Source organism: Desulfovibrio inopinatus DSM 10711 (assembly GCF_000429305.1).
Lineage (GTDB): Bacteria > Desulfobacterota > Desulfovibrionia > Desulfovibrionales > Desulfovibrionaceae > Alteridesulfovibrio > Alteridesulfovibrio inopinatus.
The window spans coordinates 114,039-127,969 of the sequence record NZ_KE386881.1 but is presented as its reverse complement, the minus strand read 5'-3'; the positions used below and the strand labels follow the sequence as shown (position 1 = coordinate 127,969).

Sequence of the window (13,931 nt, the reverse complement as noted above, 5' to 3'; positions counted from 1 at the left end):
GTGTGGTGTCAATGTGATTATTGTGTGCATGACAATATGGACACCACACATCCCCGAGAGTGGCGGCCCGCTGTATAAAAAGCTGGCCGATGCAATTGAGCGCGCCATTGCTTGTGGAGAACTTAAACCGGGAGAACGGTTGCCGACGCATCGTGATTTGGCCGACGTGCTTCACATGAATGTTTCCACCGTAACACGAGGATACTTGGAGGCTGAAAAACGGAGTTTGGTTACTGGAACCGTGGGCCGTGGAACCTATGTCGCGTCAGATGCCGTGACGAATACATCAATGGTATCATTTGAGCCGGAGATGCCTGGATTGTTGGATCTGGGATTGGTTTCGCAGCTTTCGTGTTTGGATCCGGACATCACTGAAGGTTTTCGTCGTATTGCACGACGGAAAGACCCTGCGGCATTCATGCGGTATACAGACCCGCGCGGTCTTCCCGAACATCGAGCGGCCGGAGCTCTTTGGGCCTCACGGTATGGCCTGGAAGTCGAAGCTGAGGATATTATTGTTTGCAGTGGGTCTCAGCATGGATTGACGTGCTGTATGAGCGGGCTGCTCAGACCTGGTGATCGCATTGCAACGGATGCCTTAACCTATCCGGGGATGAAGACGCTTGCTTCCATGCTCGGCATGCGCTTGGTACCCATCGCCATGGATGAGCATGGCATGATTCCGGAGAGTTTAGATGTGGCGTGTCGTCGTGACGATATCAAAGCGGTGTATCTCATGCCCGATGTGCATAATCCGACGACGGCGACCATTCCGGAATCCCGACGAGACCGTATTGCTCATCTTGCTGAGGTACATGATCTGCTCATCATTGAAGATGATGCTTATGCGCTGACTGGGACGGGTGGGCAAACACCGATTACGGCTCGTGTACGTCAACGTGGAGTGTTTGTGGCGGGGATATCCAAATCGTTCGCAGCAGGATTACGCGTGTCGTTTCTGGTTGTTCCGAAACGACATCTCAAACCTTTGGCGCAGGCCGTGCTCAATACAATTTGGATGAGCCCGGCTCTGAATGCCGAGTTGGTTTCCATGTGGATTCTGGATGGAACGGCAGATGCGGTCGTGAAGCGCAAACAGGCCGAGGGAGCACAGTGTTTTCAGGTCGCCAGCAATGCCTTGAAGGAGTTGCGTTTTCAGGGAAAGCCCAATGGTTTTTTTATCTGGTTGGAATTGCCTGAAAGATGGACCGGACAGATGTTGGAACGAGCTGCACGTCGCGCCGGAATCAGTATTTTCGGAGCCGAAAAGTTTGCCGTGGGACAAACTTCTCCTCCTCCAGCGGCTCGTATTTCGCTCACAGGCATTGAAGACTTCACAACACTTCACAACGCCCTCACAACTTTACGTGAGATATTGCGTCCCCATCCGTAAAGCAGAAACGCGACGTGTCATGCGTCGCGTTTTTAAATGAAGCAATATTCCCAGAGCTTCTTGATAGTATCGTTTATTCCCTGTCTGTGCCTTGATGCTCTTCGTCTTCTTTGTAGGGAAGTAATTCATTCAATGCCTCGATGTGTTCACGTTCGAGCGAATTCACTTTGTCCATATTGATGCGCATGATTTCACGCATTCTTGAATCCAAGAGTAAGTGGGCGGAATAATTTGTTGTGGAGAGAAAACCACGTAATGTCTTGTGTTCGCCTCCCATGCCCGGATCAAAAGTATGTAAGCCGTTGGCAATGGCCCATTCTATCGGGGTGTAATAACATACCTCGAAATGCAGGAAGGGAATATGTTCGAATGTGCCCCAATATCGACCATACAAGATACCATTCTTATGCGCGAGCAAAGCCATGGCGATAGGGCGAGCGTTATTGTTTTGTCGGGCAACAACAAAGAGGAGGTGACGTCTTACTGGTCCAAGAAGCCCGTCAAAAAATTTTTTTGTGAGAAATTTACAGCTAAATCGGCCGAATTTATCGTTCGTATTGACATAGACCTCATACATCCAATCCAGAACTTCGGGAGTAATCTCATCTCCCTGAAGAACTTGCGTCGTTATTCCTGCGTTGAGTAGGCTTTTTCGTTCTCGCCGTATGGTCTTGCGTCGATTCGGCTTGAGATTGGATAAAAAGTCGTCGAAATGACCGTAGTTGGCGTTCTTCCAGACGAACCCTTGATGCTCCCATAAACTATAGCCCCGACTTTCGAGTTCAGGTTTCCATGCAGGGTCAATAAAGTTGAACGCCAAAGAGTGAAGTGCATTGTGTTCGCTGAAGTCGGCCAGTGTCGCAAAAAGCGCTTCTTGCAGAAGATGTTGATTAAAGGTTGGATCCGTCAGGAACGTGTACCCCGCTGCTGGTGTAAACGGACTCATACCAACAAGTTTTGGATAATACGGCAACCCCAGGCGGAGCGCGACGTTGGCCCATATCTGATCAAAAACGAATTCACCGGTGCTATCAAAGCGCAGATAGAGGGGGGCCGCTGCAATAATATGATCTTGGTGGCTTAATGTCAGGTGCAGCGGAAGCCAGCCGGTGTCCTGATTGGCACTCCCTGAATCCTCAAGCAGGTGAAGCCAGTCCCATTCGAGGAATGGCGAGACTGAAGGGCCGCAAAGGCGGTCCCAGTCGGTGCGATCAATATCGGAAATGGAGCGATGCCAGACCGCGTTGACGGTTTCGGGAATTGTTGGTCTGGGGTGGGTCATGATTCCTTCGGAGGTGTTTGAGCTGCAAGTGTTTGCACTTGATTGCGGCCGTTTTGTTTTGCGAGGTAGAGCGCTTCGTCGGCATTTTTCAAAAGTTGTTCAGATGAGTCGGTGGAGTGCGGCACAAGCGATTCCGCCCCAAGGCTGATGGTGACGAAGTCGGCAGCTGTGGAGGCTGCATGAGGGATATGTTCTTCAAAAACGGATTGACGCATGGCGTCGGCCAATGCCATCGTGCCATCGAGTGGTGTTCCTGGGACAACCGCGACGAATTCTTCGCCGCCATAGCGTGCCACAAAATCTGCCGGACGTTTGAGACTTCGGGAAAGCACTCTGGCGACGCGGCGAAGACATTCATCGCCAGCGGCATGTCCATAAGTGTCATTGAAATGCTTGAAGAAGTCAATGTCGATGAGAATAACACCAAGAGGTGTGCCATCTCGTCTGGCGCGTTGAAATTCCATATCGAGGACTTCGTCGAATCGACGTCTATTCGGAATGTCGGTCAATCCGTCAACGGACGCAAGCCGCTCCAACAAGTCGCTTTTTTCTTTGAGTCGAAGGTGGGTCCGAACGCGGGCCAGGACAATCGGCAAACGAAACGGTTTGGTGATGTAGTCGACAGCCCCGAGATTGAGACCTTGTTCCTCGTCTTCCTCATCGTCTTTGGCGGTAATAAAAATAACGGGGATAGAGGAGAGGTGCGGATCTTCTTTCAATCGACGACAGACCTCGTACCCGTTGATTCCAGGCATCATGATATCGAGTAAAATGAGATCAGGCGATTGCGCCGCAGCAACCTCAAGTCCTTTTTCGCCGTTTGTAGCGACCAAGACGTCATAGAGTCCACGGAGGGCCGTGCCAAGAATTCGTATACTTGAGGTGGAGTCATCTATGATCAGTATCTTACGCGGCCGGCTCATCATGTGTTCCTATGCTTGTCGTGCTGAATTGAATAAAGAGCGCAGTAAGGTCGTCTTCGAAGCGCGGGGTGCTCTTGGCGTCTGCAGCCACAATACCGGGAACATCGTTTGCATGATGCAATGCATTCTTGGAGAGTTCGTTCTCAATGCGCTGAACAAAGCGGTTCGCTCCGTAGAGTTCTTCTGGCGCAATGAACCACTCATAAATTCCATCGGTATAGAGAAATAAAGAAAATGTCTCTCCTGGCTGTATGGCCTGGGCTTCAAATTCGGCTTCAAAGAGTCCGAGCATGGCGGTCTGACTCTCAAGATGGACAAAGTCGTTCGTGCTGGTCCGAAGAATTCCCGGACAATGCCCGGCATTGATGAAATCAATATATCCCGTATCCGTATGGATATCGGCCGCAATCATCGTGACGAAATCCCCCTCCTCTCCCACAGAATCGAGCAATTGGCGATTAATGATGTCGGCAATGTCGGCCAATCCCATGCGTGTCGTTCGACTTGCATGAAAAACAGATCGCACAAGACCGACAATGAACGCTGCTCGGGCACCGTGCCCGGATACATCGGCCACCACAAGACGAAGACGGTCATCCATGCGGAAGAAGTCGTAATAGTCGCCACTGGCTTTGCCGGATGGACGGTACATCCCCGAAATAATCGTATGATCATCTCGGTAATCCGAGTTGGGCATAAGCTTTTTTTGCAACGCCGCCATTTTGTCCATTTCCGTCGACAGTTGATTGTAGGCGGTTTGGACTTCACGTCGAGCTTCGAGCAACGCCATGTGATTGGCAACTCGGGCTTTGACAATAGGAAGACTAATAGGCTTGGTGATATAATCAACAGCTCTGAGCTTGAGCCCGACTTCTTCGTCTTTTTCCTCATCTTTTGCTGTAACAAAAATAACCGGGATGGACTGGGTATTTTCATTGGCCTGAAGGCGTTGCATTACTTCATAGCCGTCCATTTGAGGCATCATGACGTCAAGAAGAATAAGGTCGGGTGGAGTAGAGGAAAAAGCGATATCGAGTGCTTTTTGTCCTGACGTCGCGACATTAATTTCGTAGTCGGCACGCAGTGCTTCTCCGAGCATACGAATATTTTGAGGCATATCGTCAACAATGAGTACCCGGCGGCGATCGGTCATGATGTTGGGCGTCCCATAGCGCCTGGGCTAAGGTCAAATTCGTTTATAAGTTGCGTGATCAGGCTTTGCGCTTTTTCAAAGTCGAACTCGTCAATGGCACTGTGGAGTTCATCCAAACGTTTATCGGCCAAGCCTGCCATGCTGTTCTTGAACTCAACAAATGCAGATTCAGCATCAAAACTGTTCTCCGCAAGCAGGCTGGACAAGTGAGCTGCTTTTTTCCCTGCCTGCGTTCGATCCATTTCGCTTTCTGTGGAAACGTCCGAAGTTGTTTCGGGGCAAAAGCGGTGTATTCCTTCTATAACAGATTCGAGAGCTTGGGTAAATCCGGCGAATGCTTCGGGGGGAATGGTCTGTTCTTCTTTCAGGCGGAGTTCGAGATCTCTTGCCTCAATGGACAATTTTTTTGCCGCAATATTGCCAGCAACACCTTTGACTGTATGGAGCAGACGTAAAGCCGTGGTTATGTCACCGGAAGCAAGATGTGTATTCAAATCTGTACCTGCTGATTCGTGATGACGAACGAAATCCCACAACAGCTTGCGATACAATGATGCATTGCCAGCGACGCGGGTAAGCCCCGATGAAATATCGATGCCGGGCAAGCTGTCGGGCAGGACGATGTTCTTCTGCGTTCGATCTGAGGGGCGGTAGATGGTTTTGTTCCTGGGAAGAATCCACTTCGTCAGGGTCTTAAACAGGATGCTCGGATCAATTGGTTTTGTAATATGCTCATTCATACCGGATTTGAGGCTTTTCTCACGGTCGCCGACAAGCGCATGAGCGGTCATGGCAATGATAGGAATATCCACAAGCTTCAATTGGTTTCGTATGGCACGTGTTGCCTCGTACCCATCCATTCCCGGCATCTGGACATCCATAAGTACAATATCAAATGTGGTGCTCTTGAGGAGCTGGATGGCGGCTTTGCCGCTATCGGCCAAAGTGACCACAAAGCCTTCATTTTCAAGAAGTTCCTGCGCTACTTGCTGATTTATGGGATTGTCTTCAACAACGAGAATCGTTGCCTCGCGAATACGCCTCAATGCAGTTTCAAGGTCGGTATCAGGTTGAGGAGAGTCTAAAATGAGAGTTTGTTCGTGAAGGGTTTGTGTCAAAGTGTCATATAACAACGAGCGATGCACGGGTTTGACAAGAACGGTGTCGACCCCGGCCTGTTGTGCTTGGGGAATAATATCGATGTGTTCATTGGTCGTGAGGAGTACAATTTTTGTGTCTGTGAATGCTGGATCACGCCGGATGGTGTGGACGAGTTCGAGTGTATTGATATCAGATGTCTGACTATCAATGAAAATAAATGTATACGTTGGTCCTTCTGTGTAGAGTAAACGGAGCGCTTCTTTTTCTGAAGCACAACTTGTTACGCTGAAGCAGAGTGATTCGAGGTCACGGGTCAGGATTTGACGGGCTGTCATGTTGTCATCCACAACGAGGGTACGCTTTCCAAGAAAATGGGAACATAAGTTCCGTACGGTCTCACCCTGGTTTGTGGGGCGGTCTAAAACAATCGTGAAATGAAATGCACTGCCTTGTCCCGGAATGGAGTGGACCCATATTTCTCCCCCCATCAACTCGACGAGTCGTTTGCTGATGGTCAGTCCGAGTCCTGTTCCTCCATATTTGCGTGTGGTGGATTCATCAGCCTGAGTAAACGACTCGAATAAGCGTTGAATTTGTTTTTCTGTCAACCCGACTCCTGTGTCTTGCACACAGAATTCCAATGTGACGCGACTATTGGTCGCTTGCTTCATCCCGACAGACACCATGACTTCCCCTGAGTCCGTGAATTTGACTGCATTAGCCGTCAGATTGAGGAGAACTTGGCTGAGCCGGAGCGGATCCCCAGTCAGTTGTCGCGGAACATCGGGAGCCGTCGAAATAATAAATTCGAGGCCTTTTTGTTCGGCGCTCAGGCCGGCAACGTTGGCGAGATCGGCCATTGTGGTGTCGAGATTGAAGTTCGTATGTTCGAGAACAAGTTTTCCCGCTTCGATTTTCGAGAAGTCGAGGATGTCGTTGATGATGCCCAACAGGGCTTTCGCTGAGTTTTGTACTTTGATGATATAGCCGTGTTGCTGTGCATCGAGAGACGTTTGCAGCGCAAGGTGAGACAAGCCGATAATAGCGTTCATCGGTGTGCGAATTTCGTGGCTCATTCGCGCAAGAAAGTCGCTTTTGGCTCGACTGGCTTGCGTGGCCTCTTCCGTCGCCAGGCGCAATCGTTCTTCAAGGTTCTTTCTTGCAGTGATGTCTTGGATGATGCCAATCATACGCAAAGGCGCGCCGTTCTCGTCACGTTCGACCACTCGACCACGAGCAAGAATCCATATCTGTTCACCACTTTTGGTCGGGGCGCGATATTCTGCTTCGTAGAGTTCGGTTGCGTCGGGACGGTGACTTTTTTCGAGTCGTACCATAACACCTGACATATCTTCAGGATGAACGGTTTTTTCCCATGTCGAGACATGTGGAGGCAATTCATCTCTGGTATACCCGAGAATAGCCGCCCATTTGTCATCTATATAGAGATCTCCTGTGATCACGTTCCAATCCCACAGGCCCGAGTCCGATGAGACAAGAGCGAGTTCCAAACGTCTCTTGAGTTCTTCAAGCTGGTGCTCGGCAACTTTTCGGTCGTTCACGTCCTGCAATGTTCCGGAAACTTTCACAACATGACCATGATTGGTTTCCGCCGCTCCCATCGCCCGAACATATTTTCGTGTGCCGGATGCCGTCAGGAGTTCGAGTTCGAGATTGTATGGAGTTCCGTCGTTGAGGCAGGCTTTAAACGCATTCTGTATAATGTCTCGATATTCCGGAGGGTAGAATGCCGCGGCTTGTTCTATGGACACTGTTGTGCCGATAGGAAGTTCGTGAATGGTATACACTTGGTCTGTCCAGGTGAGCGTGCCGGTGGCCACGTCGTATTGCCAGCCTCCAACCATGGCGATATCTTGCGTAGCGCGTAAGAGTTCCCGACTTTCTCGAAGGGCTTCTTCAACTCTTTTTGTCTCGGTGATATCCATATGTGTCCCTACAGCACGGTGAGGGCGTCCCAGGGAATCGCGTTCGACCACTTTGCCCATGGAAAGAATCCATTTCCAAATACCCTCTTTGGATTTCATACGGTATTCGGCACGAAAAACAGGTGTTTCCCCGTTTAAATGCATATTGAGACCTGCTTTTACTTCTGCCAGGTCATCATGATGGATTAACTGCAACCAGTGTATAAAAAACGGGGTGATTTCCTTTCGATCATAGCCGAGCATGCCGGTCCATTGATCATTGAAATAAAGTTCACCGGTCGTGATATTCCAATCCCAAAGCCCGAGACCACCACCCTCCAGTGCGAGATCAAGACGTTCCTGACTGGTGCGTAATTGTTGTTCGATGGCTTTGCGTTCTGTAATATCGCGAACATTGCCGACAGCGTACCATTTCCCTTCGAAGTGGAACGATGCCACTGCGCGTTCGATTTGCACTCGTGAACCATCTTTTCGTAGTGCTTCGAACTCGAGTACATTCCCAATGGCTTCACCGCGTCCAGATTCTGAAAAATGGCGTAATCCCTTTCGTGCTTGTGATCTCTGTTCTGGAAGTGCGACCATATTATGGACATCTTTTCCCAGTGCTTCTTCGGCACTGTAGCCGAAAAGGGCTTCTGCAGCGCTATTCCAATACAGTATGTTTCCAGAGGCATTGATGAGTACCTGGGCGTCATGGGATGCTTCACTCATGGCTTCGAAGCGTGCGGCCGACTCCCTCACCGCAAGCATGGCTTTGTGCTGTTCACTAATATCGATGGCAACGCCGATGAATCCAGTCAGCAATTGGTTTTCATCGTAGATAGGGGAGACAACAAAATTGACAGGGATGTGTTTCCCGTCTTTCGATATAAGAATACGGTCTCCTGCGTCTTGCCTCCCTTGTTTGGCGAAATGGATTAGTGCTTCAAATGGGGAGGGGAGGCGACCGGTCTCCGCTTTAATACTCAACGCTAGTTCTTCAGTTTCTTGTGGATCATGGAAGATCACCGGTGTCATCTTGTCGACGAGTTCTTCAGCGCGGTAGCCGAGAAGAATTTCGGCTCCACGACTAACAAAACGGATAATACCAGTTACGTCGGTGACGATAACACCCACACGATCAGCCGCGTCAAGAAAAGTAAGCAGGCGGGCACGTTCTGTTGCGGCTTCTTCTTGGGCTTGCGCTCGTTTTGCAGCTTCCTGCGCCAGGTTGCTATTGAGTTGTGTCAGTTTTTGTGCGTGTTCCTTGGCTCGACGTTCTGAGCGTAAGCGACTGTCCCAGGCGGAGACGGCAAAGCAGGTCAGTAATATGAGAACAATAGAACCAGCGCCAAGCAATATAAAAAAGCGGTTTATAAGTGGGAGCAAATGCTCGGATAATGCAGGCGGAGGAATGACCGCCGTGAGCAGTAAATTATTGGATGATTCCGTGACAATATGAAAGTCGGAACGCATGCGGTCGGCGAGGTGAGCAATATGGATAGTTTGGTAACTCAAGAGTCCATTCTCTGTCACAACAGAACCTGATTCGGAAGAACGGGCGTCTTGCCATATTTGGGGAAATGTATCTTGATACTTTGGAGGATGCTGTGCTGGAGATGTGTTGTCGCCTGATGATACTTTGGGAGGAACGATCCACTCTCCTTGCTCATTGGCTAATGAGACAAACCATGATGATAGCTGAGAAGGAAGAGGAAGTTGGTTGAGAAAGATTGAAGCATTGTATTCCAAGACGAGAAGTCCAAAAAATTTGTCAGAGATATCATAGACTTTGGTAATAAGTTGAAAACCTGGCTGCGGAGCAACGCGATGGTCGTTGGGCCCAATATTGTCTACATCCTCAATACTGATTTCCCCTCGAGTAAGTTTCATGCCTTTTTGGAAATACAGCTCTGCAGAAACGTTGAGAGGTTTATCCAGTGCGTCTATATCGCCATTTGTAATGGAAATCACTTCCTCGCCATTCGGTCGTATGAGATGGATATGTTGGTACGAAAGTGTGCTGTAATAGAGTTGTGAAAGGTTGTTTTCAAGTCGCGACTGAGCGTATGGGGTTTGTGCCGCAAGAAAGAGTTGCATGTCGTACATATTGGGCAGGAACTGAATTTCGGAAAACGCCGTGAGAAAGAGGGTTTCTATATTGGATTTTTCTATTGCAAGCGTCGCATTGTTTGATGAAATCAGGAATGCGATTGCGTTGCGCCGCTCTTTATTAAGGTCGACAACAAGAATGATACTGTAGAGAAGGATAAGGATAATCGATATCGCGCTTCCCAAAAACAGAAAACGCCGACTGATGAAAGACAGGGAAGGCGATTTGTGTGAAAATAGCGGGGCGGTATTCACGTGTTATCCTGCATTCCCGGCAGAGGCCGGTTATGGGAACGTCATATTTTGTGATGCTCACATATTGCAACGGTAATAAACATGACGACGCTAAATGCATCGTATGCTTCACTCCGATTACACTTGCATACCACAATATATTCTTGCTGGCACGTATTGAATGCGGTCCATGGAAGCCCCTTGACGAAGAGCAATATGTCGTACGCTTACGAACGCCGTCAGGGGGTGAAGGAATCGGCCGAACCGAAGTACGTGATTGTTTTCATGCCGCTTGAAATGAATTCAAAGTAGCTGACACCGGTGTTGTTTTTTTTCATGGATGGAGGGAGCGGTGCCCAGTCGATAATTTTGACGTATCCGCCACCGGTTGTGTCGTAAAAGATATGAAAGACCCCGCTGACAACGTGCGACAGAGGTTTGTTGCCTCGACTGGCCCATAAATATTGACCGTCACTTTTGATGATCTTGAGTCTGAAGTCTTGGCTTTGCGTCGCGTCAAGGGCATCAAGCCGTGCCTCTGTCGCGCTGGCGCTTGCTTTTTGGGAGGGCAGGCCGTCTATGACAATGTTTTGGGCCGCTGCCGTATGTACGATGAGGCAGAGGGGCAAAACGATAACGCCGACCAAGCACAGGGTGAGGAAAAATCGACGTGTCATGAAACCTCCATTATCGGGTGGTTATGACGCCGGGATAACGCTCCTCGACGACGGTATTGAACTCTTCTTCCAGGCAGGTGTAGGACTCGGTGAGCAAAGGAGAGTATTCGAACTCGATGGTAAGCGTGTTGGAAAGCATGGATTTGTAGACCGTGAGATTGACATGGTCGAAGTACCAGAAGTACATGCCCTTGGCCGCCTTCATCCCGTAAGGCCGTCCATACTTGCTGATGAGCTTCCGGATAAGCGCGTTGTAACTGGTATCGGTGTCCTTGCATTCAATCAGAACGCCAAAAAATTTATCTTTGACAAATTTATATATAACCCGAGTCGTTTTTACTCCATGGAAGGACGTTATGGGATCTTTTTTGACAAACAAGCCAACACACCGGGATTCTGGACTTTTCGCGCCGAGGAGTTCCGAGCGAGTGATTGGTGTGAGTTGTGCTGTGTGGGGGGCAGGATCTCCGAAGCGAAAGCCTCCGAAACCGTGGGGTTCGGCAAAACAGACGCCATGCGTCATGAGTATTCCGACCAGCACGAAGACCAAAGTAAGACAAATCCGCATAGTTTCTCCTTAACAAGACCTTATCAGGCTCCTTGGCCTTGTATGTATCTATTGGGTCTTAACCGGTCAATCTGCTTATGTTGACAATTGCGGGCGGCCATGACAGCAATTTTCTTTCACGATAACCTGAAGAGAGCGTTTTAAACCGACCAACGGCGTACGCTGTTGGTCGTTTGTATGACGTGTGGGCCACAAAGGGCAACCATGAACTATTTCAATACGGTTGGCGGGATGAAGCCAATTTCGCTTGCTGGCCAACGTGCACGTGAGGCGGCCAAAAAAGCGATCGAATTCCTTCTTGTTCGGCAGCAGCGGGAGGGATGCTGGGTTTTTGACCTTGAAGCCGATGTCACTATTCCCGCTGAATATGTCATGTTGCAACGGTTTCTCGGGCGTGATCCCGGAGACGACTTTCGGCGTCGGGTACGGAATTACCTGCTTGCCAAACAAATGCCGGATGGTGGGTGGCCGCTCTTTGATGTCGATGGCCCGGCGGACGTCAGTGCGTCCGTGAAAGCCTATTTTGCTCTCAAACTTATGGGGGAAGACCAGAATGCTCCGCATATGGTGCGTGCAAGGCAGTGTATTCTGAGTCTGGGCGGAGCTGCTGCTGTTAATGTGTTTACCCGCATTACGCTCGCACTTTTTGGACAAATCCCTTGGCATACCGCTCCAGCGATGCCTGTGGAAATTGTCTTGTTGCCGCGTTGGTTCTTTTTTCACCTGTCCAAGGTTTCCTACTGGTCGCGTACAGTTATGGTTCCGCTGCTGTTGTTGTATGCAAAACAGCCAATTTGTCAGTTGGAACCGCGAGAATGTCTTTTTGAATTGTTTGTCAAACCCGCTACAAAAATCGTTCATATCGACGGTTTCGTTCCACAAAGCTCACGGAAAAACCTCTTCATTCTTCTCGACCGTACGTTGAAACGCGTCATGCATCGTTTGCCGAAAAAGCTGCATGAAAAAGCTGTGGCCATGGCCCTTATCTGGACTCGCGAGCGTATGCAGGGAGCAGGCGGCATCGGTGCCATTTATCCGGCCATGGCCAATGCGGTGATGGCTCTTCGGGTGTATGGAGCATCGGATGACGATCCTGATTTCGTCCGTGGCATGAAGGCGCTGGACGATCTCATGCTCGGTAAAATCGATATTGGGAAAGGCAATGCTGGCGGACCATCTGCTTGTGTCATCTCTGGGGCGGAACTCTCTGCTGCACCGGAACTTGACCCCAGTCAGGTTGCCGACCAGGCTTCGTCTCTTCTCTGCGCGACGTGCCAACCCTGTGTCTCTCCTATTTGGGATACGTGTCTATCGTTGTCTGCATTGTGTGAATCCGGTCTTGGACCAGGTCACGCAGCCGTGGATGTAGGGGTACGATGGCTTTTTGATCAACAGATTTTTACGCCGGGAGACTGGTCACAAACGTTGCCACACATTGAACCGGGAGGCTTTGCCTTTCAATTCGAGAATAATCTGTATCCCGATGTCGATGATACTTCCATGGTTGTCATGGCTTTGCTCCGGGCGAAGAGTCTTGACGATGCATTTTACCGGGAACGTTTGGTTCGTGCGGTCCGATGGACCGTTGCAATGCAGAATTCAGACGGAGGGTGGGCTGCTTTTGATATCGACAACGACGCATTGTATCTTAACGATATTCCTTTTGCCGATCACGGCGCGCTATTGGACCCGAGTACGTCCGATTTGACCGGTCGTTGTATCGAAATGCTCGGTATGCTTGGGTATGGTCCTGATTTCAAACCTGTTGCCCGCGGTATCGCCTTTCTGAAAAAAGAACAGGAACCCTGTGGTGGGTGGTTTGGACGCTGGGGCGTCAATTATTTATACGGAACCTGGTCGGTGCTGGCCGGACTTGCTTCGGCCGGAGAGGATATGCAGGCCGATTATATACGACATGCTGTCGCCTGGCTGAAAAGTTGCCAGAATCCGGATGGCGGCTTCGGCGAAACATGCTTGAGCTACAATGATCCGTCCTTGGCCGGAAAAGGAGACAGCACGCCTTCGCAAACCGCGTGGGGGCTTCTGGGCCTGCTTGCAGCGGGAGAAGTAAACAGTCAGACGGTGAGTCGGGCCGTCAATTATCTCGTCACTCGTCAAAAGCGTAACGGGACTTGGGACGAGCTCCATTATACGGGCACAGGATTTCCTCGGGTTTTTTATCTTCGGTATCATGGATACCGACACTATTTTCCGCTGTGGGCGCTCTCCGTCTATCGACGGTTATGCGATGGCGAACCGACGCGGCAGGCTGAGGTTCGCGTCACTGATTTTGAATCTTACGCATGCCTTGGTGGTTTGTAGCCGAAACGCGGCTCGCGAAATCCGTGAAGCGGGCAATATTCATCGACGACGAAAAGTGACACTCCGGTGATACCTTTCTTCCCGCCAATATAGCCTTTTCCATGATGATTTTCATATACAGGACACGTACAGCCCATGTGTATGGCTTCATACGATCCAGGGTTGGGCTTGCCTTGTGTGGGGAATTTGCGTTCACTTCCTGCTGGCATGGTCTTCGCTCCTGTCACACTCTGCGACATTG

Annotated in this window: 9 protein-coding genes; 2 read left to right on the top strand and 7 right to left on the bottom strand. The window is 49.9% G+C overall.

From position 1 onward, the window contains the following. Positions 1 to 28: 28 nt before the first annotated feature. The gene (locus tag G451_RS0125075; protein WP_027186378.1) at positions 29 to 1,393 is read left to right on the top strand and encodes an aminotransferase-like domain-containing protein; all 1,365 of its coding nucleotides are present in this window, start codon (positions 29 to 31) and stop codon (positions 1,391 to 1,393) included. A 73-nt stretch (positions 1,394 to 1,466) separates the two neighbouring features. Here the strand turns inward: G451_RS0125075 and G451_RS31705 are convergent, their stop codons facing one another. The 6 genes from G451_RS31705 to G451_RS0125045 all read right to left on the bottom strand — a co-directional run bounded on the left by G451_RS31705 (position 1,467) and on the right by G451_RS0125045 (position 11,368). Then, on the bottom strand, positions 1,467 to 2,675 hold the full coding sequence (locus G451_RS31705) for a GNAT family N-acetyltransferase (RefSeq protein ID WP_051261900.1): 1,209 nt from the start codon (positions 2,673 to 2,675) through the stop codon (positions 1,467 to 1,469). Next, positions 2,672 to 3,601, bottom strand: a complete 930-nt coding sequence (locus G451_RS31700; RefSeq protein ID WP_051261899.1) for a diguanylate cyclase — start codon at positions 3,599 to 3,601, stop codon at positions 2,672 to 2,674. Before G451_RS31700 ends, G451_RS31705 begins: the two co-directional genes overlap by 4 nt. Further along, entirely contained in the window at positions 3,582 to 4,751 is a 1,170-nt protein-coding gene (locus G451_RS33385) for a PP2C family protein-serine/threonine phosphatase (RefSeq protein WP_051261898.1), read from the bottom strand. The genes G451_RS31700 and G451_RS33385 overlap by 20 nt, the downstream gene beginning before the upstream one ends. Next, positions 4,748 to 10,144, bottom strand: coding sequence for a PAS domain S-box protein (locus tag G451_RS33380; RefSeq protein ID WP_051261897.1), 5,397 nt, complete (start codon positions 10,142 to 10,144; stop codon positions 4,748 to 4,750). Before G451_RS33380 ends, G451_RS33385 begins: the two co-directional genes overlap by 4 nt. 218 nt (positions 10,145 to 10,362) lie before the next feature. After that, entirely contained in the window at positions 10,363 to 10,800 is a 438-nt protein-coding gene (locus G451_RS0125050) for a hypothetical protein (RefSeq protein WP_027186377.1), read from the bottom strand. Between the two features lie 10 nt (positions 10,801 to 10,810). Further along, positions 10,811 to 11,368 carry a hypothetical protein gene (locus tag G451_RS0125045; protein ID WP_027186376.1) on the bottom strand — a complete coding sequence of 186 codons (558 nt, stop codon included), beginning with the start codon at positions 11,366 to 11,368 and terminating at the stop codon, positions 10,811 to 10,813. A 204-nt stretch (positions 11,369 to 11,572) separates the two neighbouring features. Between G451_RS0125045 and shc the strand changes: the two genes are divergently transcribed. After that, a complete protein-coding gene (gene shc, locus G451_RS0125040; RefSeq protein ID WP_051261896.1) occupies positions 11,573 to 13,690 on the top strand; it encodes a squalene--hopene cyclase in 2,118 nt (705 codons plus the stop codon). Here the strand turns inward: shc and G451_RS0125035 are convergent. After that, positions 13,666 to 13,899 (bottom strand): hypothetical protein, encoded by a 234-nt coding sequence (locus G451_RS0125035; protein ID WP_027186374.1) that lies wholly within the window; start codon positions 13,897 to 13,899, stop codon positions 13,666 to 13,668. The genes shc and G451_RS0125035 overlap by 25 nt on opposite strands. Between the last annotated feature and the right edge of the window lie 32 nt (positions 13,900 to 13,931).